The 25075-nt window shown below is 64.2% G+C and carries 15 protein-coding genes; 4 read left to right on the top strand and 11 right to left on the bottom strand.

The features are described from left to right. Positions 1-29 precede the first annotated feature (29 nt). The 5 genes from AC2T3R_RS20790 to AC2T3R_RS20770 all read right to left on the bottom strand — a co-directional run bounded on the left by AC2T3R_RS20790 (position 30) and on the right by AC2T3R_RS20770 (position 9381). Positions 30-422, bottom strand: a complete 393-nt coding sequence (locus tag AC2T3R_RS20790) for a protease inhibitor I42 family protein (protein ID WP_013973987.1) — start codon at positions 420-422, stop codon at positions 30-32. 170 nt (positions 423-592) lie between these two features. Further along, positions 593-3013, bottom strand: a complete 2421-nt coding sequence (gene lon, locus AC2T3R_RS20785) for an endopeptidase La (RefSeq protein ID WP_410951779.1) — start codon at positions 3011-3013, stop codon at positions 593-595. Positions 3014-3249: 236 nt separating this feature from the next. Further along, positions 3250-5661: a glucose/quinate/shikimate family membrane-bound PQQ-dependent dehydrogenase gene (locus AC2T3R_RS20780; protein WP_013973985.1), complete on the bottom strand. Its 2412-nt coding sequence runs from the start codon at positions 5659-5661 to the stop codon at positions 3250-3252. Positions 5662-5691: 30 nt separating this feature from the next. Continuing rightward, positions 5692-7026, bottom strand: coding sequence for a carbohydrate porin (locus AC2T3R_RS20775; RefSeq protein ID WP_486744205.1), 1335 nt, complete (start codon positions 7024-7026; stop codon positions 5692-5694). 303 nt (positions 7027-7329) lie between these two features. Continuing rightward, positions 7330-9381 carry a TonB-dependent receptor gene (locus AC2T3R_RS20770; RefSeq protein ID WP_486744204.1) on the bottom strand — a complete coding sequence of 684 codons (2052 nt, stop codon included), beginning with the start codon at positions 9379-9381 and terminating at the stop codon, positions 7330-7332. A gap of 165 nt (positions 9382-9546) precedes the next feature. Here AC2T3R_RS20770 and AC2T3R_RS20765 point away from each other — a divergent pair, with 165 nt between their 5' ends. Beyond that, positions 9547-9768, top strand: a complete 222-nt coding sequence (locus AC2T3R_RS20765; protein WP_003252112.1) for a VF530 family protein — start codon at positions 9547-9549, stop codon at positions 9766-9768. 1 nt (position 9769) lies between these two features. Next, positions 9770-10405, top strand: a complete 636-nt coding sequence (locus tag AC2T3R_RS20760) for a Pr6Pr family membrane protein (protein WP_085665435.1) — start codon at positions 9770-9772, stop codon at positions 10403-10405. 250 nt (positions 10406-10655) lie between these two features. Here the strand turns inward: AC2T3R_RS20760 and AC2T3R_RS20755 are convergent, their stop codons facing one another. From AC2T3R_RS20755 to AC2T3R_RS20745, 3 genes are all read right to left on the bottom strand, one after another. Then, complete coding sequence (locus AC2T3R_RS20755) at positions 10656-11417, bottom strand: siderophore-interacting protein (RefSeq protein WP_085590254.1); 762 nt, start codon at positions 11415-11417, stop codon at positions 10656-10658. Then, a complete protein-coding gene (locus tag AC2T3R_RS20750) occupies positions 11410-11955 on the bottom strand; it encodes a PadR family transcriptional regulator (RefSeq protein ID WP_015271583.1) in 546 nt (181 codons plus the stop codon). The genes AC2T3R_RS20755 and AC2T3R_RS20750 overlap by 8 nt, the downstream gene beginning before the upstream one ends. An 89-nt stretch (positions 11956-12044) precedes the next feature. Continuing rightward, positions 12045-15194 carry a transglycosylase domain-containing protein gene (locus AC2T3R_RS20745; RefSeq protein ID WP_238066863.1) on the bottom strand — a complete coding sequence of 1050 codons (3150 nt, stop codon included), beginning with the start codon at positions 15192-15194 and terminating at the stop codon, positions 12045-12047. Between the two features lie 476 nt (positions 15195-15670). Here AC2T3R_RS20745 and AC2T3R_RS20740 point away from each other — a divergent pair, with 476 nt between their 5' ends. Next, complete coding sequence (locus AC2T3R_RS20740) at positions 15671-17089, top strand: amino acid permease (RefSeq protein ID WP_486744203.1); 1419 nt, start codon at positions 15671-15673, stop codon at positions 17087-17089. Positions 17090-17213: 124 nt separating this feature from the next. Here the strand turns inward: AC2T3R_RS20740 and AC2T3R_RS20735 are convergent, their stop codons facing one another. After that, complete coding sequence (locus AC2T3R_RS20735) at positions 17214-18833, bottom strand: FMN-binding glutamate synthase family protein (RefSeq protein WP_039613721.1); 1620 nt, start codon at positions 18831-18833, stop codon at positions 17214-17216. A 277-nt stretch (positions 18834-19110) separates the two neighbouring features. Further along, positions 19111-23379 (bottom strand): DEAD/DEAH box helicase, encoded by a 4269-nt coding sequence (locus AC2T3R_RS20730; RefSeq protein WP_486744202.1) that lies wholly within the window; start codon positions 23377-23379, stop codon positions 19111-19113. 244 nt (positions 23380-23623) lie between these two features. Between AC2T3R_RS20730 and AC2T3R_RS20725 the strand changes: the two genes are divergently transcribed. After that, on the top strand, positions 23624-24037 hold the full coding sequence (locus tag AC2T3R_RS20725) for an NUDIX hydrolase (RefSeq protein WP_486744201.1): 414 nt from the start codon (positions 23624-23626) through the stop codon (positions 24035-24037). Here the strand turns inward: AC2T3R_RS20725 and metR are convergent. Further along, positions 24021-24938 carry a transcriptional regulator MetR gene (gene metR / locus AC2T3R_RS20720; RefSeq protein ID WP_003258025.1) on the bottom strand — a complete coding sequence of 306 codons (918 nt, stop codon included), beginning with the start codon at positions 24936-24938 and terminating at the stop codon, positions 24021-24023. The genes AC2T3R_RS20725 and metR overlap by 17 nt on opposite strands. Between the last annotated feature and the right edge of the window lie 137 nt (positions 24939-25075).

The raw sequence follows: 25075 nt of genomic DNA, 5'->3' as shown, positions 1-25075 counted from the left end.
CAGGTTGCCCGGGGACGGAGCTGCGGCCTTTAGCGGACGATGATCTTGCAGTCGAAGGTTTGTACGGGCGCAATATCTGCGGCCCACGGCTGCTGGTACACAAGCACCAACTGGCCATCGCCGGTACCGCTGGCCTGGTAGCGCCAGGTGGAGACACCGGCATTGCCGACCAGGTCTTCCTCCTCGGGAGCGCTGTACACCTCCGGGCCAAGGCTACGCAGTACATTGGCGGCGGGGTTTTCGACGCGCCAGCGATAGCCGGTGGATGGGTTGCTGGGCAGGGTCAGTGTCAGCACCTGGCCAACCTGCAGGCGTGTCGGGCATTCGCTTTCGGCGTCCAGTTCGACGGGTTGCGTAGGCTGTTGAGCGCAGGCGGAAATCAGGGCGAAGCTCAGGGGAACGAGCAGACGAGGGGCGGTCATGTTGGCTCCGGAGGCTGGCGATGGCCTGAGGATAACCGATGATCGAGGAGATTTGTGTTGCCTGTGCCGGCCTCTTCGCGGGCTTGCCCGCTCCCACAGGTATTGCACAGTAATTGAAAACTGTGATTTCCCTGTAGGAGCGGGCAAGCCCGCGAAGGGGCCGGAGCAGCTCAGAACAGGACTTTGGCCACGTCGGCGAAGCGCTTGGCGAAATGCACGGTCAGGCCTTCGCGCAGGTAGTCCGGCAGTTCTTCATAGTCCCCGCGGTTAGGCTCCGGCAAGATCAGCTCGAAGATCTTCTGCCGCCGTGCTGCAATCACCTTCTCGCGCACACCGCCAATCGGCAGGACCTGCCCGGTCAGGGTCAGCTCGCCAGTCATGGCCACCCCTTTCTTCGGCGCCTGGTCACGGGCCAGCGACAGCAGGGCGCTGGCCATGGTGATACCGGCACTCGGGCCGTCCTTGGGCGTGGCGCCTTCGGGCACGTGCAGGTGAATGAACGCTTCGTTGAAGAAACCTGGGTCACCACCAAACTGCTTGAGGTTGGAGCTGACGTAGCTATAGGCGATTTCGGCCGACTCTTTCATCACCTCACCCAGCTTGCCGGTCAGCTTGAAGCCGCGGTTGAGGCTGTGGATGCGGGTGGCTTCGATCGGCAGCGTGGCGCCGCCCATGCTGGTCCAGGCCAGGCCAGTGATCACGCCTTTGCCGGCCAGCACCTGCTCGCTGCGGAACACGGGCATGCCGAGCGCAGCTTCCAGGTCCTTGGTGCCGATCTTCAGCTTGGCTTCGGGGTTGTCCAGCAGCTTGACCACGGCCTTGCGCACCAGCTTGCCCAGTTGTTTCTCCAATTGGCGTACCCCGGCTTCGCGGGCATAGCCTTCGATCACCGCACGCAGGGCGCTGTCGCTGATGCCGAGGCTGGTCTTGGCCACGCCAGCCTTTTCCAGCTGCTTGGGCCACAGGTGGCGCTTGGCGATAGCCAGTTTCTCTTCGGTGATATAGCCGGACAGGCGGATCACTTCCATACGGTCGAGCAATGGCCCGGGGATCGAGTCCAGGGTGTTGGCGGTGCACACGAACAGCACCTTGGACAGGTCCAGGCGCAGGTCGAGGTAGTGGTCGAGGAAGTCGACGTTCTGCTCTGGGTCCAGGGTTTCCAGCAGCGCTGAAGCCGGGTCGCCCTGATAGCTCTGGCCCATCTTGTCGATCTCGTCGAGCATGATCACCGGGTTCATCACTTCGACGTCCTTCAGGGCCTGTACCAGCTTGCCGGGCTGGGCGCCGATGTAGGTGCGGCGATGGCCCTTGATCTCGGCCTCGTCACGCATGCCGCCGACACTGAAGCGGTAGAACGGCCGGCCGAGCGATTCGGCGATGGATTTGCCGATGCTGGTCTTGCCTACCCCAGGCGGGCCCACCAGCAGCACGATCGAGCCGCTGATCTCGCCTTTCCAGGCGCCCACGGCAAGGAACTCGAGAATGCGCTCCTTGATGTCATCGAGGCCGGCGTGGTGCTGGTCGAGGACTTTGCGCGCGTGGTTGAGGTCGAGCTTGTCTTTGCCATACACACCCCAGGGCAGGGCGGTTGCCCAGTCCAGGTAGTTGCGGGTGACGGCGTATTCGGGCGAGCCGGTTTCGAGGATGGCCAGCTTGCCCATCTCTTCGTCGATGCGCTTGCGCGCCTGGTCCGGCAAGGTCTTGCCCTCGAGGCGCTGCTCGAACTGCTCCAGGTCGGCGCTGCGGTCGTCCTTGGTCAGGCCCAGCTCTTGCTGGATGACCTTGAGCTGTTCCTTGAGGAAGAACTCGCGCTGGTGCTCGCCGATCTGCCGGTTGACTTCGGCCGAGATCTCGTTCTGCAGGCGCGCGACCTCGACCTCTTTGCGCAGCATCGGCAGGACCTTTTCCATGCGTTTGAGCATGGGGACGCAGTCGAGCACTTCCTGCAACTGGTTGCCGGTGGCCGAGGTGAGGGCTGCGGCGAAGTCGGTGAGCGGCGAGGGGTCGTTGGGGCTGAAGCGGTTGAGGTAGTTCTTCAGCTCTTCGCTGTACAGCGGGTTGAGTGGCAGCAGTTCCTTGATCGCGTTGATCAGCGCCATGCCATAGGCCTTGACCTCGTCGGTCGGCTCGGCGGGCTGGCGCGGGTATTCGACCTCTACAAGATACGGCGGGCGGTGGTGCTTGAGCCAGGTACGGATGCGTACCCGGGTCAGGCCCTGGGCGACGAACTGCAGCTTGCCGTTTTCGCGGCTGGCGTGGTGCACCTTTACCAGCGTGCCGTACTGCGGCAGCGCCGAGGTATCGAAGTGGCGGTGGTCTTCTGGCGGGGTATCCATGAAGAACAGGGCCAGGCTGTGGTCTGGCGACTTGGCTACCAGGTCCAGGGTTTCTGCCCAAGGGTCTTCATTGACGATGACCGGCAGCACCTGGGCCGGGAAGAACGGACGGTTGTGGATCGGGATCACGTAGACCTTGTCCGGCAGCTGCTGGCCGGTCAGGGCGAGGGCGTGGCCGGTTTCGGCCTGGGGTGTGGTGTGTTCGACTTCGCTGTGTTCGTCGGGATGTTCCGGGAAATCCTGCTGGTCGCTCATGGGGCACCTGCGTGAATGACTATGGTGCTTAGATGGGGCGCGGGGGGATGGGTTTCAATGGTAGATGATGGCAGGAGGGAGGGGATCGTTGGTGGCCTGTTCTGGCCCTATCGCCGGCAAGCCAGCTCCCACAGGTGGCCCACTGCTTTCAAGGCTAATGGAGTACCTGTGGGAGCTGGCTTGCCGGCGATGAGGCCACTACAACGAGTGAGCCCCGCTGGCGGGGCTCGGCAACTTTACTCAGCCAGTTTGTAGGCGATGATGTAGTCGCCCATCCTGGTGCCCAGCGAGCCATGCCCGCCGGCAGTTACCAGCACGTACTGCTTGCCATCCTTGCCGGTGTAGGTCATGGGCGTGGCCTGGCCACCCGCGGGCAGGCGGGCTTTCCACAGTTCCTTGCCGTTGTTCACGTCATAGGCGCGCAGGTACTGGTCCAGGGTGCCGCTGAGGAAACCGACGCCACCAGCGGTGACGATCGAGCCGCCCATGCTCGGCACGCCAACCGGCAGGCCGATCGGCACCGGGGTGCTGTCGCGGGTGGTGCCGTTCTTGTGCTTCCAAACCACCTTGTTGGTGAACAGGTCGATGGCGGCGACATAGCCCCAGGCCGGGGCCTGGCACGGTACGCCCAGGGGCGACATGAACGGGTGCATGGTCACTGCGTACGGTGCGCCGGTGTTCGGCTGCACGCCGCTGGTCTCGCTTTCGCGCTTGCTGCCCTCGGCCACCTGCTCACGCGGGATCATCTTCGACACGAAGGCCATGTAGTTGGGCGAGGTGAACAGCAGTTGGCGCACCGGGTCGACCGACACGCTACCCCAGTTGAACACACCGACGTTGCCCGGGTAGACCAGCGAGCCTTGCTCGGACGGTGGAGTGTATTGGCCTTCGTAACGCAGTTCGCGGAACTGGATGCGGCACAGCATCTGGTCGAACGGCGTGGCGCCCCACATGGCCTGTTCGGTCAGCTCAGGGCCGAGCAGGTTGAGATCGGAGCGGGCCTGGGTCGGCGAGGTGTGGTCGCCCTTCACCGCACCTTGAGGGGTGGGGATCTCGCGGATCGGCACGATCGGCGTACCGTCGCGGCGGTCGAGCACGTACAGGCTGCCTTGCTTGGTCGGCACGATGATCGCCGGCTTCACGCCATCGTCGGTCTTCAGGTGGACCAGGGTCGGCTGGCTGCCGACGTCCATGTCCCACAGGTCGTGGTGGGTGAACTGGTAGTTCCAGCGAGCCTTGCCGGTGGCCAGGTCGAGTGCGACCACGCCGGCGCTGTACTTCTCGGCGCCCGGGGTGCGGTCGGCGCCCCACTGGTCCGGGGTCTGGTTGCCCAGTGGCAGGTAGATCATGCCGAGGTCTTCATCGACGCTGGCGATCGACCACATGTTGGCCGAGTTGCGGCTGTACATCTTGCCGGGGGCCAGTGGCTGGGTGTCGTCCGGGTTGTTGCTGTCCCAGTTCCACACCAGGTGACCATCGTGTACATCGTAGGCGCGGATCACGCCGGATGGCTCGTTGGTCGACTCGTTGTCGGTGACGTGGCCACCGATGATCACCAGGTCACGGGTGATTGCGGCTGGCGAGGTGGAGTAGTAGCCGCCAGCGGTGAACGGGCCGATGCCGGTGGTGAGGTCGATCACGCCCTGATTGGCGAAGCCTTCGCAGACCTTGCCGTTGTCGGCATTGATGGCGATCAGGCGGGCGTCCGCAGTCGGCAGGTAGAGGCGGCGAGGGCAGGCCTGGGCCACGGCTTGGCCGGCGTCGGTAATTTTCGGTGCCGGGCTGCCGTCGCGGCTGACGTAACGGTTTTCGTCATAGTACGAAACGCCACGGCAGGTCATGTGGGCAAAGCCTTTGAAGGTACCGACGGGGCTCTTGACCTGTGGATCAAAGCGCCAGATTTCCGCGCCGGTGTCCGGGTCCAGGGCCAGCAAGCGGCTATGCGCGGTGCAGGCATAGAGCATGCCGTTGACCTTCAGTGGGGTGTTCTGGTTGGTCAGCTCCACAGGGTCGTTTTCGGTCGGCAGGTCACCGGTGCGGATGCGCCAGGCCTCTTCCAGGCGGTAAGCGTTCTGCGGGGTGATCTGGCGCAGTGGCGAATAGCGGTCGCCGTGCTCGGTGCGGCCGTAGGCCTGCCATTCACCGTCGGGCATGGCCGGGGCGGCGCTGGCCATTTCGCTGCTGTCGCGGCCCAGTTCGCCAAACACTTCACCGGGGTGGGTGAACTGGCTGCCCAGGGCACAAGCGCCAGATGCTACCACTGCAACGCCGAGCAGCGCAGTGTTGGCCTTGCTGGCCGGGCCGACCAGCGGACGACGCGCCCAAGGCAGCAGCAGGACCACGCCGATGGCAAACCAGATGGCCAGGCGTGGGACCAGTTGCCACCAGTCCAGGCCCACTTCGAACAGGGCCCATGCGGTGCTGCCCAGCAGTACCAGGCCGTACAGGCCCAGGGCGATGCGGCGTTGGGCCAGCAGCAGGATACCAGACAGGGCAAAGCCGATTCCGGCGATCAGGTAGTACAGCGATCCGCCCAGCTGGCTCAGCTTGATGCCGCCAGCCAGCAGGGCCAGGCCCATCAGCAACAGCAGCGCGCCGATCAGGCGCGGTAGCCAGCGGCTTCCATTGTTGGCACCTTCAGTGCTCATCGTAGGTTCTCCGTCAGGTCAAGAAAGGGGTTAGAAACTGCTCTGGATCTTCAGGCCGCCGATCAGGGCGCCATCGACTTGCGACACCCCGCCCGGGTGGCGGATGTACTGCAGGTTGGGGCGTACCGTGAGCCAGTCGGCCAAGTGGATGCCGTAATACAGCTCGGCGCTGTACTCGGTGTCCTGTACCGGCAGGAAACCGGGGTTGTCATAGTCGTCGATGCCGGCGGCCTGGTTGACCAGACGCGCGTTCTTGCGATAGGCAGGGTTGACGTGCACGCGGGCGAGGGCGAAACCGATGTCGTCCTTGGCGCGGGCGTCGAATGGCCCTTTGTATACCAGTCCTGCCTGAACATAGTTGTCGATGGCATTGGTCTTCTTGTCGTGCACCGTGGCGTTGGCGAACAGGCTCAGGCCACGCGACTGGTCGGACGCCAGCGAAGTCACCTGCTGCTGGGCGCCGAGCCACAAGCCGTGCTTGCTCGAACTGCTGCGGTAGGCGGCGCCGCTGAGGGCTGCCGGCTGGCCATTGCTGTCCTTGAGAACATCCTGTGCCTTGGCATTACTGTAGTAGTAGCCGGCGCGATATTCCCCTTTCAGGCCATTGACCTGTGGGCTCCATACCAGTTCGATCGGCATTACCGCGCCGTGGGTGCCGCTGCCGCTGAGCTTGAAGCCGTTGCCCGACTCCAGGTTGGAGGGGTTCTGCTCGTACACGCCGACCTGGGCGTAGAGCGCATCGCTGAGGTTGTAGCGGACGCGCAGGGCCCACTGGCTGACCGGCCAGTTGTACCAGATGCCACCTACCCAGTTGCCTACCTGCGAGCCGCAGAAGGCCAGGTTCTGGAAGTCGCAGGGGAAGCTGTTGAAGTCTTCGCCTTCGCCGAAACGGCCGAATTTCACATCCAGTGCGCCATCGAAGTACTTCTGCTTGATCCACATCTGCGTCAGCCGCCAGGTTTCGCCACGGCCCCAGACCTCCTGGGCCGAGGTGAAGCCGCCGACACGCGGGTCGTTGATACGGTCGTTGCTGATGTTGTCGCCGTGGCGCTCGGTAATGGTCAGCTGGAATTCGGTGTCGTTCCAGCCGAGGACCTTCTCCAGGTCCAGGTGGCTGCCGAAGGTGAACTGGTCGCTGTAGCGCGCGGTGCGGTCGTGGTCGTAGCCACCATGCAGGTTGCTGCCCATCTCGCCGGTGTAGCCGAGGGTAAAGTCGTAGCCTTTTTCCAGCAGTTCGCTGCGGGTGCCACCCCAGTCGCCGAGCATCCATGGCGAGTCGCTGGCGAATATCTCGCTGGCGCTGCTGGGAGCCGCCAGGGCGCTGAGGGCTAGGCCGATGTAACAGGTTTTGGGCAGTTGGAGCATGAGATAGCGCTATCTTCTGATTGTTGAATAAACGGCAAGCGCATCGAAGGGCGGGCCCTTCAATGGAAATGGCGACAAGATGGTTTCGATGAAGCGATTCAGCTTGCGGCGGGGAGGATATAGGGGAAGTTGTAAGAAAAAAAGACAAATTGTCGCAGTGGATTGTTGCTGATATGGCAACAGTCCAGAGCTTGCGAGCTCTTTGTGGGAGCGGGCGCGCCCGCGAACACCGGCGGAGCCGGTGCCATCCACCGCGTCGGTTTCTTCGCGGGCATGCCCGCTCCCACAGATACTGATTTGCAATCAGAAGGTGGTACGCAGACCCACTTCCACACTACGCCCCGGCGCCGGGGCGATGTCGCGCAGGATCGAACTGGCATAGCGCACGGTCTGGTCAGTCAGGTTCTCGCCGCGCACAAACGCCAGCCACTGGCTCTGGCCGACTTCGAAGCGGTAACCAACGCTGGCCCCTAGCGTGGTATAGCCATCAGTGCTGGTTTCGTTGGCCGGTTTGCGATGCTGAGACGCAGCGTGTTGCACGTCGACCCGCGCCTGCCAGCGGTCCAGCTCCCAGACCAGGCCGCTGTTCAGGCGCAGCGGGGCGATGCGGGGCAGCGGCTCGCCACTGTCCAGGTTCTTGGCCCGGGTGTAGTCACCAGACACTTCCAACGCGAAGCTGCCGTAACGGTTCTCGGCCAGCTGCCAGCGATCCTGGGCCTCGATGCCATAGAATCGCGCCCGCACGCCCTGATACTGGTACTCCGGGAAACCGCCGTGGTCATGATCGTGATCATGGTCGTGGTCATCCTCATCATGATCGTGGTCATGCCCCTCGCGGATGTTGCCGGTGCTGATCAGGCCGATGTAGTTGCGGAAGTGGCTGTAGAACACCCCGAAACTGCCCTTGTGGGTGCCGTTGTCGAAACGCAGGGCCAGGTCGGCGGAAACGGCTTTTTCCTTGTTCAGGCTGGCATCGCCGACTTCAAAGGCTCCGGTGGCCACGTGGGCACCATTGGCATACAGCTCGTAGAAGGTCGGGGCGCGCTCGGTGTAGCCGAGGTTGGCGGCCAGCGCCCATACCGGGTCGAGCTGGTACACCGCCCCGGAAGACAGACTGAAGGCGTTGAAACTGCTGGCGCTGTCGGCGTCGGCGAAGTTCTCGTTGCCTTTGGCATCCGGATCGACCCGGGTGTGCTCCATGCGTGCACCCAGGCTCAGGTTGAGGCGCTCGGTGGCTTGCCACTGCTCCAGCATGAACAGCGCCAGGCTGTCGGTGTCGGTGTGCGGGACGAAGGCTTCCTCGCCCAACGCGGAGAATTCGTTGCGGCTGACCTGGGCACCGATCACGCCTTCTACCGGCCCGAGCGGTTGGTGGCGAGCTTCGATACGTGCTTCATAACCCTTGTTCCTGAAGGTGGTGTGGACCTCGCCTTCTTCGATTTCACGATGCTCGTAGTCGGTGTAGCCGGCATCGACCTTGATCGAAGTGAACGGGCCGTCCAGGTCGCGCAGCTCGGAGGCGAAGGCGTAATGGTCCTGCTTCATGTCCAGGCGCACACCTGGCTCGGCCACCGAGCCATAGTTACTGTCGTAGCGGCTGTACGACAGGCCGGCGTAACCGTGGTCCCAATGGTAGGCGCCACCCAGGGCGCCACCGTCCTGGCGGCCATCGCTGTTTTCCAGGCGGTGCTTGCTGCCGGGTTCGTCGGCATCGCGCACCTTGGAACTGCGCGCGTAACCGGGGATGCGCAGGTCGTTGAACTGGCGGCTGTTGGCATCCAGGTGCAGGGCGAAGGCACCGTTGCCGGCTTCCAGCTTGCCAGCGCTGCTGTGGGTGGTATCGGCGCCGCCGTAGCGCAGTTCACCGGCACCGTGGATGCCCTCGATGGGGGCATCCGGGATGCGGTTGTCGAAGGTATTGACCACGCCGCCGATGGCGTTGCCGCCGTAGAGCAGGGCGGCCGGGCCACGGACGATCTCGACACGGTCGACGGTCACCGGGTCCAGCGGCACGGCGTGGTCGTAGGACAGTGATGAAGCGTCGAGGGCGCCGACGCCATTGCGCAGGATGCGAATGCGGTCGCCATCCAGGCCACGAATTACCGGGCGACTGGCGCCAGGGCCGAACCAGGTGGAGGCGACTCCGGGCTGCTTGTTCAGGGTTTCACCGAGGCTGCCGTGCTGCTGTTGCAGCAGGTTGTCGCCTTCGAGCACGGTGCTGGGGGCGGCCAGCTGGCTGTTACCCAAAGGGTTGGCGGTGATGACCTGGGGTTCGAGCTCCACCGCTTGGCTGGGTGGGGCGGCTAGCCATAGCGCGACGGCGAGGGGAGAGAGGCGAAGCGGTGTGTGCAGCATGGGGATGGGGCGTTCCTTGGCAGATGCTTTTGTAATGTTACAATATAACATCTCTATTTCAGCACAGAGGTTTTGCGCCTGGCCAGCGGTTTTTCTGTTGACTCACCTGATCCCACCCACCACTACACTCGTGTAAGGTGCGCATCTTTCCTACGGAGCACAGGCATGAGCACGGCCCAACACAACGCGCTGCACGGCAAGACCCTCGAACAGATCCTCACCGAGCTGGTGGCGCACTACCAATGGCAGGGCCTGGCCGAGCGCATCGATGTGCGCTGCTTCAAAAGCAACCCGACCATCAAGTCGAGCCTGACCTTCCTGCGCAAGACGCCGTGGGCACGGGAAAAGGTCGAGCAGCTGTACGTGAAGCTGCAGCGTCAGGCCTGACATGCCGCGTCGCCCCTGGCTGACCGGCATGGCCGTGCTGGGCTGGTTCGGCCTGACCGTGCAGGTGTATCTGGTGCTGCTGGCGCGCTGGCAGGAGCAGGCCAGCCTGGTGGGTGGCCTGATCAATGTGTTCGGGTATTTCACCGTGTTGACCAACACCCTGGTGGCAACGGTGCTCAGTTATGCGGCGTTTGGCCGGGAAGGCCGTGCCAAGCGCTTTTTCCTGTCGCCTGCGGTGAGTTCCGCGGTGGCCGCCAGCATCGTGCTGGTGGCATTGGCCTACAGCGTGCTGTTGCGTCACTTGTGGCAACCGCAGGGCTGGCAATGGCTGGCGGACGAGTTGCTGCACGATGTGATGCCCGTGCTATATGCCTTGTACTGGTGGTGCGAGGTGCCCAAGGGCAGGTTGCGGCTATGGCATCTGCTGGTCTGGGCGGTGTACCCGGCGATGTATTTTGCCTACGCGCTGTGGCGGGGGAGCGAGATTGGCGTGTATGCCTACCCGTTCATCGATGTGGCGAGCCTGGGGTATGGGCAGGTATTGCTCAATGCCCTGGGGGTGTTGGCGGGGTTCTGGGGGATTGGGCTGGTGTTGCTGGGGCTGGACAGGTGGCGGGGGCTGCACAGATTGGCTTGACCTGCACTGGCCCTATCGCCGGCAAGCCAGCTCCCACAGGTACAGCGTTGCTCTCGAGGTTGTCGCTGTACCTGTAGGAGCGGCCTTGTGTCGCGAAAGGGCCGCAACGCGGCCCCAGGATTGATGCGCCATAGTTGAAATTGCTGGGGCTGCTTTGCAGCCCTATCGCGACACAAGGCCGCTCCCACAGGGGCTAAGCGATTCCTGTGGCTGGCTTGCCGGCGATAGGGCCAGTGCAGGCAATAAACAATCATTCGTCGTCCGCAGTCCCGTCGGCACGCCAGTAGGCCACAGCCTTGAGCGCATCCTCAGGCAAACCTTTCTCCAGCAACAGTGCCTTGGCCTGGCGGGTCAGGGCTTTTTCCAGTGCCACCCAGCCATACAACCGGCCTTGTGGCAAGGTCAGGTTCTTCACCAGCGCCAGCAGGTCTTCATGTTGACGACGTACCCAGATCACTTCCACCTGTGCCTTGCTCGGCAGTGGCTGGCGTTCCTGCTCGTCTTCGATCTGGATAACCGCCAGTACCTGGCGGCCCGCTGGCAATTCCTCCAGGCGGCGGCCAATGGCCGGAATGGCGGTTTCGTCGCCGATCAGCAGGTAGCTGTCGAAGATGTCCGGCACCACCATCGAAGCCCGCGGCCCGGCAATGTCCAGGGTTTGCCCGGGTGCCGCCTGGGCTGCCCAGGTAGAGGCAGGGCCATCGCCGTGCAGCACGAAGTCGATGTCCAGCTCATTGGCCACCAGGTCGATGCGCCGTGGCGTGTATTCGCGCATGGTAGGCCGTGCGCCACCTTCTCGGCCCAGGTTGCGAGCCTCGATGGCTTGCTGTTGCTCCGGCGTTTCGGCGAACAGCAGCTTGATATGGTCGTCGCTGCCCACGCTGGTGAAACCTTGCAGTTCGGCACCCCCGAGAGTGATACGGCGCATGCGCGGGGTCAGTTCGGTGACCCGCAGCACCTGCAGGTGGCGTTGGCGGATTTCGTGGTTGACGCGGTGAATGGTGTCACTCATGGGGTGTCTCCCTGGCAGGTTCAGCCGGCGAGGAGGCGATGGCCTTGGCGGCGTGGTTGAGCAGGTCGCGGACCCGCTCGATTTCTTCCGGTGTCCAGCGACCGCTGTGCATGTGCAGTGCGTGGCGCAGGTTGCCGACCGCTTCATGAATCTCTGGTGGGCGGTCGTGGCCGCGCAGGGCGCGCTTGCTGACTTCGATGCGCATGCGCACGCCGTCCAGTGCGACGGCCTGTTCGGCCAGGGCGGTGCGGCCAGCTTCGGTGATGGCATAGAGGCGTTTGCTGCCCTGCACCTGGCCGCTGATCAGCTCGGCCTCCTCGAGGAAGTTGAGGGTGGGGTAGATCACCCCGGGGCTTGGGCTGTAGCTACCGTCGAACAGGTTCTCGATCTGGCGGATCAGGTCGTAGCCGTGGCCTGGCTGCTCGGCGAGCAGGGCCAGCATCAGCAGCTTGAGGTCGCCGGGAGCGAAGACGCGCGGGCCGCGTTCGCCACGACCTGGGCGCCGCTCGAAGGGGTCATGGGGGGTATGTTCGCGCATGGGGGCAGGGCTCCGTCGTTTGCGATATATCGTAAGATATTACTCAAGATATATCTAAAGACAAGCCCTTAATTGCAGATGATTATCATCTAGTTGTTCGATGGATCCCCTTGCGGCGCGGCTGTGTGCATGGCCACCTGCGGCGCTTTGCACTCATTCGGATTGCCCGGTTGCAGGTATGGCATGAGAATCGGAGCCATGCCCTTGAGTACCTGCACCGGCAGCGCCGAGGTGAACTTGAAGGCCTCTGCCGAGCGCCCCGGCACGAACGCGGTCAAGGTGCCGAAGTGGTTGTCGCCCAGGAAGAACACGAAGGTGGCGGTACGGTTCAGCGAGCGCGAGCCGATCAGCCGGCCGCCAGCACCAAAGCTTTCGATGCGGTTGTCACCGGTACCGGTCTTGCCGCCCATCACCAATGGCGTGCCGTCCTGCAGCTTGAAACTGCCGGAAATACGCCGCGCGGTGCCTGCATCCACCACCTGCGACATGGCGCCTTTGAGGGCGCGCGCCACTTCGACCGGCAGAATCCGCACACCCCGGTCCGGGTCAGTGACCAGCTTGGTCTCGTAAGGCGTGTTGGCAGCGAAGTGCAGGGTGTCGATCCGCAAGGTCGGCAGGCGCACGCCGTCGTTCTGGATGATGCCGACCAGTTCGGAGAGGGCGGCGGGGCGGTCGCCCGAGCTGCCGATGGCGGTGGCCAGCGAGGGCACCAGGTGGTCGAATGGATAGCCCACGCGCTTCCAGCGCTGGTGAATGTCGAGGAACGCTTCGATCTCGACCATGGTGCGAATGCGGCTGTCACGGGCGCCCTGATGGCGGCTCTTGAACAGCCAGCCGTATACCTCCTGGCGCTCGAAGCGGCTGGCATTGACCATTTCGGTCAAGGTAGAGCCGGGGTTCTTCAGCAGGTAACCCAGCAGCCACAAGTCCAGCGGGTGGACCTTGGCGATATAGCCCTGGTCGGGCAGGTCGTACTTGCCCGGGCCATAGGCGTCGTACATCTCCGACAGGCGGCCATCGGTCAGTTTGCCCAGGACGATCTTGTCACCCTTGAGGTGGGCGCGGACGAAGGCGTTGAAGGTTTCCTGACCAGCCTCGGGGAACAGGTAACGGTGCACGGCCGCCAACCGTTGCGGGGTTACGCGCATGCTGTCGAGGAAGGTGTCCAGGCGCTGCTGCGAGGTCTTGCGCTGGTATTTCTTCCAGAAGCGCATCAGGTAGTTGGTGCCTTCCTTGTCGGCGAAACGGGCCAGGTATTCCTGGCGGCGCGGGTCGGAGTCGTCCTTGAGCAGCGGCACGCGGTTGTATGGCTGCTGGTAGGTCACGTAGCGCACCAGGTCGCGCATCAGGCGGATGAACGGCAGGTTGATCGACTCGCGCAATGCATCCTTGAGGGTCGGGTTGCGGCTGTTGTCTTCCTTGCGGAAGTTGTTGAACACATGCATGCCGCCGCCGGTGAAGAAGGCTTCGCCGGTGTTGGCCGAATACTTGCGTTCCAGCGCCGCATCGAGCATCGCGTCCAGGCTCTGGTTCTTGCTGTTCTGCGCCAGCCATTCCAGCGACCACTGGCTGATGCGGTCGAGTTCGGCGACTTCGACTTTCTTCAACTCGGCGGCTGGCTTGCCGGCGTACTTGTCGTGCAGTTCGGCGATGATCTCCAGGTAGGTGGTGAGCACCCGCAACTTGGCGGTGGAACCCAGCTCCAGCTTGCTGCCTTCGTTGATGTCGAACGGCTGGTCGGTGCTGTCGGTCTGCACCCGCACCCGCGAGCCGTCGGCAGTGCGCTCGAACAAGGTGAAGCTGTAGCTCACCTGGTCGGTGGTCTTGGCGGTAAGCAGGCGTTCGCCGATCAGGCCGATCTGCGCTGCGAATTCAGGGTCGGCAAGGTTTTTCAGGTACTGGCTGACCTGCAGCTGCAGGTCGGACTGCAGGGTACTGGTGGCCGACACGTCGAGCCGGTCGAGGTCGTACAGCGGGCGGTTGAGCATGGCCGCCAGGCGGTTGCGTGCCAGGCTGATGCCCTTGTTGGTGACGATCGGCACGATGGTCGGTTGCGCCACCCAGTCGCGGTATACCGCCTTGCTGGCCAGTGCCGCGTCGGCCAGTGGCTGCTCGATGACCTTGTTGGCGGCCAGCACGCGGATGTGCGCGTCGGTCAGTTCGGCCAGTTCGAGCCGCCCCTTGGACAGGTAGTGCGACGGCCGGCGCTGGGCAATCATCAGTGACAGCACCTGGCGCAGGGCCAGGCCGCGTGCGGCCATGCTCTCAGGGTCGCTGGCGGTGGAACTCAGGGCCTGGTTGACCTGGTCGAAGTCGGCGCCGTACCAGACCCGCAGGCCTTCGGCCATGCCATGCACTTCGCCATGCCCAGGCACTGCCGACAGCGGCACGCTGTTGAGGTAGTCCCGCACGATACGCTGGCGCGCCTCGGTGGTGTCAGGGCCGCCCTGGTAGGCGCGCACGCTGGCGGAAATCATCTGGCGGATCTTCTCGGCGCCGGAAACGGTCAGGCCGTCCGGTGAATGGCGGTACTTTTCCAGCTGCGTGGCCAGGGTGCTGCCGCCAGCGGACTGGCCGGGCAGGGCCAGGTACTTGGCCACCTGGCTGTAGGCGGCCTTGGCGAAGCGCGGCCAGTCCACGGCCGGGTTGTTGCGTGGGTCCTTGGTGTCGAGCAGGTCGCGGTTCTCGATGAACAGCAGGCTGTTGACGATCACCGGCGGGATCGCCGCAAAGTCCGGGTACAGGTGTTGCGGGTAGTTGTACTGGTACAGCATGTCGCCGCGGCAGTCGGTGATCGACAGGCCAGCCTGGATTTTCTCGATATAGGGGGCGAACAGCCCATGATCGACGTAGTTCATCAACGCCGGCGAGAACTTCACCTGCTCGCTGATCAGGTAGTCGCGCTTGAGCAGGCGCGGCAGGAATTCGCCCAGGGCGCTGTAGCCCAGGCGTTTGTCGAACGGCCCTTCGCCGGGGTAGACGATGGCATCGCTGGGGCCTGGTTGCAGCGAATAGGTGAGGGTGCTGGCCAGCTTGCTGAATTCCCGCGACTGCAGGTTGGAGGTGCGGAATTCGTCATACGCAGCAAAGCCGATGGCCACCAGCGCCACCAGCAGGATGAGGATGATCAGCCGCCACCATAGCCGACGCTGACGGGGGGACTTGGGTTGTGGCGTCTCGGCCGGAGGTATCTCGGGTGCTTCCGTTCTGCTTGGTTCCGATTGCCACAGTGCGCCCATAGTCTTCTATCCGGCCAGGTATTTTCGTCTTGCTTGTCTGAAGCTTAGACGTTGAGCGGGTCAGGTGAAAAATTTGTAAGAGACGGAGAAGAGTGGCGTAGGGCTATGCGGCTTTGGTGTGGGTTTCTTCATACGGCGATGTTGCTATGGTGGCCGGGCGATTTGGGGCCGCTTCGCGCCCCATTCGCAGCACAAGGCTGCTCCTACAGGGGAATGCGTATCCATTGTAGGAGCAGCCTTGTGCTGCGAATGGGGTGCGAAGCGGCCCCAGAGATCTAGCTGAATATTCCTGTTTATACAGCGAAAAAACCTGCAAGGGTCTTCCTATACTGCTCGCCCCCTTCGCCTCGCCGGGCGCTCTATTCCGGCACTCGGGCCGGCCCACAAGGCCAGTTCGGCAAGCCAATGCCACGCCTATCGGCCTGGCTGGTGCTGCACGAAGGTCAAATCCAATAACAAAATGAGGTTGTATTGCTATGCCAGTCGGCAACCACTCTGCCCACGGCCAGGCCGCTGAAGGCGGCCCGCTCAAGCGTGAACTGGGCGAACGGCACATCCGCCTGATGGCGCTGGGCGCCTGTATCGGTGTCGGTCTTTTCCTCGGTTCGGCCAAGGCCATCGAAATGGCCGGCCCCGCCATCATGTTGTCCTACATCATCGGCGGCCTGGCCATCCTGGTGATTATGCGCGCCCTTGGCGAAATGGCCGTGCACAACCCTGTCGCTGGCTCGTTCAGCCGTTATGCCCAGGACTATCTAGGCCCGCTGGCGGGCTTCCTTACCGGCTGGAACTACTGGTTCCTGTGGCTGGTGACCTGCGTTGCCGAAATCACCGCGGTAGCCATCTACATGGGTATCTGGTTCCCTGACGTACCACGCTGGATCTGGGCCCTGGCGGCGCTGGGCAGCATGGGGGCGGTCAACCTGGTGGCCGTCAAGGCCTTTGGTGAATTCGAGTTCTGGTTCGCCCTGATCAAGATCGTCACCATCATCGCCATGGTCCTTGGCGGCATCGGCATCATTGCCTTTGGCTTCGGCAATGACGGCGTGGCAGTGGGTATTTCCAACCTTTGGAGCAACGGCGGCTTCATGCCCAATGGCGTGACCGGCGTGCTGATGTCGCTGCAAATGGTCATGTTCGCCTACCTGGGCGTGGAAATGATCGGCCTGACCGCCGGTGAAGCACGCAACCCGCAAAAGACCATCCCGCAGGCCATCGGCTCGGTGTTCTGGCGCATTCTGCTGTTCTATGTCGGTGCGCTGTTCGTGATCCTGTCGATCTACCCTTGGAACGAAATCGGCAGCCAGGGCAGCCCGTTCGTCATGACCTTCGAGCGCCTGGGCATCAAGACCGCCGCCGGCATCATCAACTTCGTGGTCATCACTGCAGCGCTGTCGTCGTGCAACGGCGGCATCTTCAGCACCGGGCGCATGCTCTACAGCCTGGCGCAGAACGGCCAGGCCCCGGCGGCCTTCGCCCGTACGTCGAAGAACGGCGTGCCGCGCAACGCGCTGCTGCTGTCGATCGGTGCGCTGCTGCTGGGCGTGCTGGCCAACTACCTGGTGCCGGAGAAGGTCTTCGTCTGGGTGACTTCGATCGCCACCTTCGGCGCGATCTGGACCTGGGTGATGATCCTGCTGGCGCAACTGAAGTTCCGCGCCGGCCTGAGCTCCACTGAACGCAAGGCGCTGAAATACCGCATGTGGCTGTGGCCGTTGAGCTCGTATCTGGCGCTGGCCTTCCTGGTGCTGGTGGTCGGCCTGATGGCGTACTTCGAGGATACCCGCGTGGCGCTGTACATCGGCCCGGCGTTCCTGGTGCTGCTGACGGTGCTGTACTACGCATTCCGCCTGGCGCCGAAAGATGCGCAGGGTGTGACCAGTACTGCTTCCTGATCTGAAATGGCTGGGGCCGCTTTGCGGCCCTTTCGCGACACAAGGCCGCTCCCACAAGAGATCGCGTACTCCTGTAGGAGCGGCCTTGTGTCGCGATGGGCTGCGTAGCAGCCCCAGGGTTCTATCAGGCCGCCACTTCGCTGTTCGGTTCAAAGCTGTCCGCCCGCGCCAATTGCCACATGCGCGAATAGAACTGCCCGTTCACCTCGCCAGTCAGCAGTTCACCCGGCTTCAAGAACACATGCATCTGCGAGAACAGTTTGATCTCGGTGGCCGAGATGCGCCGTACCAGGTGCTTGGCTTCCAGCTGCGCCGGGTGCTCCAGGCCCGCTGCCGCAAGCATTTCGGCCAGGGCACGCAAGGTATTGTGGTGGAAGTTCAACACCCGCTGGGCTTTGTCCGGCACCACCAGCGCACGCTGGCGCAGAGGGTCTTGCGTGGCCACACCGGTCGGGCACTTGTTGGTGTGGCAGCTCTGCGACTGAATGCAGCCGATGGCGAACATGAAGCCGCGCGCCGAGTTGGCCCAGTCGGCGCCAATGGCTAGCACGCTGGCAATGTCGAACGCGCTGACGATCTTGCCGCTGGCGCCCAGCTTGATCTTGTCGCGCAGGTTCAGGCCAACCAGGGTGTTGTGCACGAACAGCAACCCTTCGCGCAGCGGTACGCCAATGTGGTCGGTGAACTCCACCGGCGCCGCGCCGGTGCCGCCTTCCTTGCCGTCGATGACGATGAAGTCGGGCAGGATGCCGGTTTCCAGCATGGCCTTGGCGATGCCCATGAACTCCCACGGGTGGCCCAGGCAGAACTTGAAACCTACCGGTTTGCCGCCAGACAGCTCACGCAACTGGGCGATGAACTGCATCATCTCGATGGGTGTGGAGAAGGCGCTGTGGCGCGACGGCGATATGCAGTCTTCGCCCATCAGCACACCACGGGTTTCGGCGATTTCCCGGGTCACCTTGTGCTTGGGCAGGATGCCGCCATGGCCGGGCTTGGCGCCTTGGCTCATCTTGATTTCGATCATCCGCACCTGCGGGCTGCGTGCCTGGGCGGCAAAGCGTTCGGGGTCGAAGCGCCCGTCTGGCGTGCGGCACCCGAAGTAGCCGCTGCCCAGTTCCCAGACCAGGTCGCCGCCATGCTCGCGGTGATAGGGGCTGATGCTGCCTTCGCCGGTGTCATGGTGGAAGTTGCCCAGCTTGGCGCCCTGGTTGAGGGCGCGGATGGCGTTGGCACTGAGCGAGCCAAAGCTCATCGCCGATATGTTGAAGATCGACGCTGAGTATGGCTGGCTGCATTGCGGCCCGCCGACGATGACCCGGAAGCTTGCCGGGTCGGCCAATGGCGCCGGGCGCATGGAGTGGCCGATGAATTCGAAGCCGGACTCGTACACGTCGATCAGGGTGCCGAAGGGTTTGTCCGAGGCTTCGTTCTTCGCCCTTGCGTAAACCAGCGAGCGCTGGGCGCGGGAGAACGGCAGGGCGTCGCTGTCCGCCTCCAGCAGGTACTGGCGAATTTCCGGGCGAATGGCCTCGACCAGATAGCGGATGTTGCCCAGGATCGGGTAGTTGCGGCGTACTGCGTGGCGTTGCTGCAACAGGTCGAACAGACCGATGAGGCTGAGGATGCCGGTGCTCAGGGTGAACGGCCACAGCCATTCGTGGTGGGTGAACGGCAGGCTCGCCAGGGTGAACAGCACACAGGCGGCGAAGAAGGCATAGCGACTGAGAAGTGACAGGCTCATACAGGGTCCTTGCGATGGCGCGGTCAGGCTCAGGGCCTGGGGCAAACCCCGACCATAGCCAAGTTGCTCGGCTGTGCAAATTAAAATCGGGGTAGCGAAAATCATTCTCGCAGAGCCTGGCGATAGTCTTCAGGCCAACACGGGCTTTTGTAGGAGCAGCCTTGTGCTGCGAAGAGGCCAGTAGGGAAACAGATTGTCTTCGGCAATAATGGCCTCTTCGCAGCACAAGGCTGCTCCTACAGGTGCTGTGCATGCCCTGAAGTCAGCAACGAGGGATTCAGATAGTGTCGCGCAGCAGCTTCTGCCGCCAGCTTTCCTGCTCTTGTGCCGGCGCTTCGACCAGGTACGAATAGTGCCCTGCCACCCGCATCGCCACTGGCACCCCGTCGCGGTACAGCAGGCGGTTGCCACTCACCGCCGGCACTTTCGCCCCCGGCAGCAACGACCCGACCAGGTTCAGTGGGTCACTGGCACTCACCACCACCAATGCCCCGTCCAATTCACGCCGCCGCACCTGCCGCAGCAGCCCCACCGCCTCAGGCAAGGCGAACTGTTCGCCGGCCAGCCCGGCAATGAAACGCCCGCCACGAATCTCGCCACGCGCTTCCAGCCGGTGATAGCAGCGCAGCAGTTCGCGCCAGGGCGGCAGCACATCGCTTTCGCGCTCCAGCAGGCGCCAGCACACCACGCCATAGCGCCGAAGCAGGGCCCGGGCGATGTGCTCCAGGCGCTGGCTGTCGTCTACAGTGCCCCTGCGCAGCAAGGCCCAGCGCCCGGCATGGGACATGCTGCTGGACAGCGGCGGGTGGCCGCGTCGGCTGTTGCGCGATGTGCGTTTCGCCGCCGGGGTGATCAGGCTGCGCAGGCCGGTGAAGCTGTCGGCCCCCACCAGGCCTGCGCCTACCAGCTCTTGCAAGGCCGTCTCCAGTTCGCTGGGTAGTAGGTGGGCGTCGTGTGCCAGCTCGTCGAAGAACAGCGCGCCATGCGCGTTCAGCACCTCGTGGACGCGTTGTGCCCGTGCGCCGAGGCTATCCAGGGTTGGCACGGGGGCAAGGCTGCGCCACAACCCAAGATGCTCGCGTGGCAGCAGCACCAGCGGTGTGCTCGACAAGGTGTTGCTCGACACGGTCGCCGCCAGCCGGCTCCAGGCGAACTGCCCGCTACGGCAGGCATCGTCGAGCCAGTTCGGGCTGTAGTCCTTGATACGTGCTGGCAGCAGTTCGGCCTCCCATGCTCCGGCGGCACTCGGGAATCCTTGTAACTGGCCTAGTACCTCGGCCACGGCTTGCGGGCCGCGCAGGCGCGTGTCGTCAGCCAGGTGCTGCCAGTCGAACAGAAAGCGCATGAAGTCCTGCAGGCTGACCGGCTCGATCTCCCGGCGCAGGCGTTTGACCGTGTAGCGGTGGATGCGCGCAAGCAGATGGCGTTCGCACCATTGCAGTTCGCTTGCGCCGGGGCTGAAATGCCCACGCAGCACATAGCCTTCGGTCTCCAGGTGGGCCAGGGCCTGTTCGATGGCTTGCGGCGGTTTGCCAAGTGCTACCGCAATCTGCGCGCGGGTCAGCGGGCCATGGCCGCTCAGGCGGGCTCGCAACAGTTCGACCAGCGCAATGTCCGGCTCGATGGCCTGATCGAAGCCTGGCAGTACCTGCAACGCAGGTTCCAGCCGGGAGCCGGGATACAGCACCTGCAGCAGACTCGACCGCTCGCGTGCCAGCCACAGTTTTTCATCCACCAGGCGCAAGGCCCGGCCAGCCTTGGCCAATTGTCTGAGCAGCAGCTCCCAGCCGGCATTGCCCTGCACTTCGTCCTGGCTGATGACACCCAGGCCCATCAACGCTTCATGCATTTCGTCGGCGTTGCCCGGCTGCGGCCAGGCTTCGGCCGCCACGGCGGCAATCGCATCGGCGTCCAGCGCGCCCAGGTCGTCGCCGTTCTGCACCTCGTTCCAGCGCCGGTTGAGCACTGCCTGTGTGCGACGCTCTTCCAGTGGCGCGTCATCCAGGAAGGCATATGGCCGTGCATTGAGGATGGCCGCCGCCAACGGCGAAGGGGCGGGCAGATCGCGGCACAGCAGGCGTACCGTGCCGCTTTCCATGCGCCGCAAAAGTGCTAGCCAGCCTTCGCTGTCCATCGCCTCGTGCAGGCAGTCGTCGAGGGTTTGCTCGACCAGCGGATGATCGGGAATCTGCCGCTCGCCGACGATGTTCTCCAGGCAGGCGATCTGGTCGGGGAACACGGCGGCAATCAGGTCTTCACTCTTCATCCGCTGGATCTGTGGCGCCACCTTGCGACCGCCGACAAAGCGCGGCAAGGCCATGGTCACGCTGGCGTTCCAGCGCCAGCGCACGCCGAACAGCGGCGCATCGAGCAGTGCCTGGACAAGGATCGACTCGGCGTTGCGGCTATTCAGGTAACGCCACACGTCGTCCAGTTCGAAGCTGTGGCTGGAGGACAGCGACAGCACGATGGCGTCCTCGCTGGCCGCCGCCTGCAACTCGAAGTTGAAGGTGCGGCAGAAGCGCTTGCGCAGGGCCAGGCCCCAGGCGCGGTTGATGCGGCTGCCGTAGGGCGAATGGATGATCAACTGGGTACCGCCGGACTCATCGAAGAAGCGCTCCATCACCAGCGTGTCCTGCGAGGGCAGGGCACCAAGCACTTCGCGGGTGCGGGCCAGGTAGTCGAGCAACTGGCCGGCGGCGTCTTTCCTCAGTTCGAAGGTGGCCTGCAACCATGCCAGCACCTCGGCCTGGTTGTTGTCAGCCAGCTGTTGGTCGATCTGCGCCTGCAGCCGGGCCACCGCGGCGGACAGCTCGTCGCTGCGCCCCGGCGCCTCGCCCAGCCAGAATGGAATGGTCGGTGGCAGGCCATGGGCATCCTCCACCCGCACCCGGCCCGGTTCGACGCGCAGGATGCGATAGGAGGCATTGCCAAGCTGGAAGATGTCGCCGGCGATGCTTTCTACGGCGAAGTCTTCGTTGACGCTGCCGATGTTCAGCGCCTGCGGTTCGAGCAGCACGGCGTAGTCGGCGTTGTCGGGGATTGTGCCGCCGCTGGTCAGGGCGGTCAGCTGGCTGCCGCGGCGGCCACGCAGGGTGCCGCTCACCGCATCGCGGTGCAGATAGGCACTGCGCACGCCCTGGCGGCCGTTGTAGCCCTCGGCGAGCATGCGCAGCAGGGCCTGGTAATGTTGCTGGTCGAGTTCGGCATAGGGCGTGGCCTGGCGCAGGCAGTCGAACAGGGCTTGTTCGTGCCAGGGCTGGTTGCTGGCTTCGGCGACGATCTGCTGGGCCAGCACGTCCAGCGGCGCCCGGGGAATGTGCAGTTCATCCAGCTCGCCCCGGCGTATGCAGTCGAGCAGGGCCACGCATTCGATCAGGTCATCGCGCGAGGTCGGGAACAAGCGGCCCTTTGGCACGCCATCGACCTGGTGGCCGGCGCGGCCGACCCGCTGCAGAAAGGCCGCTATCGAACCTGGTGAAGCGATCTGGCAGACCAGATCGATGTCGCCGATATCGATACCCAGCTCCAGCGATGCAGTGGCCACCAGCACCTGCAACTGGCCATTCTTCAGGCGTTGTTCGGCATCCAGGCGTAGTTCCTTGGCCAGGCTGCCGTGGTGCGCGGCAACCGCCTCCTTGCCCAGCCGGTCGCTGAGGTGGCGGGTGATGCGCTCGGCCAGTCGCCGGGTGTTGACGAACACCAGGGTGGTGCGGTGTTCGCGCGCCAGGGTGGCCAGGCGGTCATAGACCAGGCCCCAGACATCGGTGGCCATCACTGCACCCAGTGGCACTGGCGGCACCTCGATGGCCAGGTCGCGCTGCCGAGCATGGCCGACATCGACGATTGCGCAGGGGCGGCCGTTGCCGACCAGAAATTGCGCCACTCGCTCGACCGGGCGTTGCGTGGCCGACAGGCCGATGCGCCGCAACGGCCGGTTGCACAGGGCCTGCAGGCGCTCCAGGGTGAGTGCCAGGTGGGCGCCGCGCTTGTTGCCTGCCAGGGCATGGATTTCGTCGACGATTACCGTGTGCACGCTGGCCAGGCCTTTACGGCCAGAAGCCGAGCCCATCAGCACGTAGAGCGATTCGGGGGTGGTCACCAGGATGTGCGGCGCCAGCTTGCGCATGGCGGCACGCTCCTTCTGCGGGGTGTCGCCGCTGCGCACGGCCGTGGTGATGCGCGGGGCGTTCAGGCCCTGGTCCGCGATGGCCTGGCTGATGCCTTCGAGCGGGGCTTGCAGGTTCAGGCGGATATCGTTGGACAGCGCCTTGAGTGGCGAAACGTAGACCACCTGGGTTTGCGCTGGTAGCTCGCCTTGGTGCTCCAGGCCTTGGCGGAACAGTTCGTCGAGCACGGCCAGGAACGCACTGAGGGTCTTGCCCGAGCCGGTCGGTGCGGCTAGCAGCATCGACTTGCCCGCATGGGTCAACGGCCAGGCCTGGGCCTGGGCATCGGTCACCGTGGCGAAGTGGCGACGGAACCAGGTGCGCACGGCGGGGTGGAACAGCTCGAGCACCGGGTGGTGTTTGGCGGGCAGGTTCATGTGTTGGTTATGGAGGGTGTGGGACGGGTTGGCAAGGGGCCGTTCGTCTGGCCGGTCGGCTATATCCTGTGCCGGCCCTTTCGCGGGCATGCCCGCTCCAACAGGTACTGCGTTGCTTTCAAGAGCTGTGGAGGGCTTGTGGGAGCGGGCGCGCCCGCGAAAGGGCCGGCACAGGAAACACTGGCCTTGTCAGGCCAGGAACCCCATGGGATCCTCCCCGGCCATTGATTCAGGTGAGCCCCCCATGCCCAACACCATCCGCATCGCCGCGGCCATGCTGATCGACCCCCAAGGCCGAACCCTGCTGGTACGCAAACGCGGCACCCAGGCTTTCATGCAGCCCGGCGGCAAGATCGATGCTGGCGAAACACCCGTGCAGGCGCTGGTGCGAGAGCTGCATGAGGAGCTGGGCCTGCACATCGACCCGGCCCAGGCCGTGCACCTGGGCCAGTTCAGCGCCCCGGCCGCCAACGAGCCGGGCTTCGAGGTACAAGCCGAACTGTTCCGAGTCGACAGCGCCGCAGCCGTGCTGCCGGCCGCGGAGATCGAGGAGGTGGTGTGGCTGGCCGCAGACCAGGCACCCGCCATGCAGCTTGCACCCCTGACCCGCGACCTGATCCTGCCGCTATACCGCCAGGCCGTCAGCGCACCGCGCTGACGCCATCGAGGGTGGCGAACGAGGTGTCCTTGGCCGTGAGCAAGAAGTCGCGCATATATGGCGCATCGAGCATGTCGGTGCGCACGGCGGCATAAAGCGTGGCGAACAGGCCTTTCTCACCCAGGCGCTTGCCCTTCACATACCCGCGCGAACTGTACTCGTGCAGCGCCCAGTGCGGCATGCCGCACACGCCACGGCCACTGGCCACAAGTTGCATCATCATCACCGTCAGCTCCGATGTGCGCACGGCGGCGGGCTCGATGTCGGCTGGCTCCAGGAAGCGGGTGAAGATGTCCAGGCGGTCGCGCTCCACCGGGTAGGTGATGAGGGTCTGGTCGAGCAGGTCCTGCGGCACGATGTAGGGCTTGCTGGCCAACGGATGCTGGTTGGCCACCGCCAGCATTGCCTCGTAGGTGAACAGAGGCACGTAGGTGATGCCCGCCAGGTCCAGCGGGTCGGAGGTCACCACCAGGTCGAGGTCGCCGCGGGCCAGGGCCGGCAGTGGTGCGAAGGCAAAGCCGGAGGCCAGGTCCAGCTCCACCTCCGGCCAGGCATCACGGAACTGGTCGATGGTCGGCATTAGCCACTGGAAGCAGCTGTGGCATTCGATGGCCATGTGCAGACGACCGGCGGTGCCGCCGGCCAGGCGCGCGATGTCACGTTCGGCGCCGCGCAGCAGCGGCAGGGTGGCATCGGCCAGTTGCAGCAGACGCAACCCGGCGCTGGTGAAGCGGATCGGCTTGGTCTTGCGCACGAACAGCGGCAGGCCCAGGCGTTCTTCCAGTTCCTTGAACTGGTGCGACAGCGCCGACTGAGTCAGGTGCAGGCGCTCGGCAGCCTCCACGAGGCTGTCGGCCTCGCGCAGGGCATGAAGGGTTTTCAGGTGACGGATCTCCAGCACAGCTGACTCCGGTGTGTGGACTTGAGGAAACAGGGAATGAGTTGAGTTTCCCTCATGTTGCCGCGCCTGTCGACTGGGCGTACCGCCGCACCGCCTGGCGGGAGTCATCAAACTGTCACTGAACTGTGGCAGCGCGC

The sequence above is a fragment of the Pseudomonas sp. PVC-5-1 genome, assembly GCF_057444345.1.
Note: the sequence above shows the minus strand (reverse complement) of the source record. Positions and strands in the feature narration are given on the sequence as shown.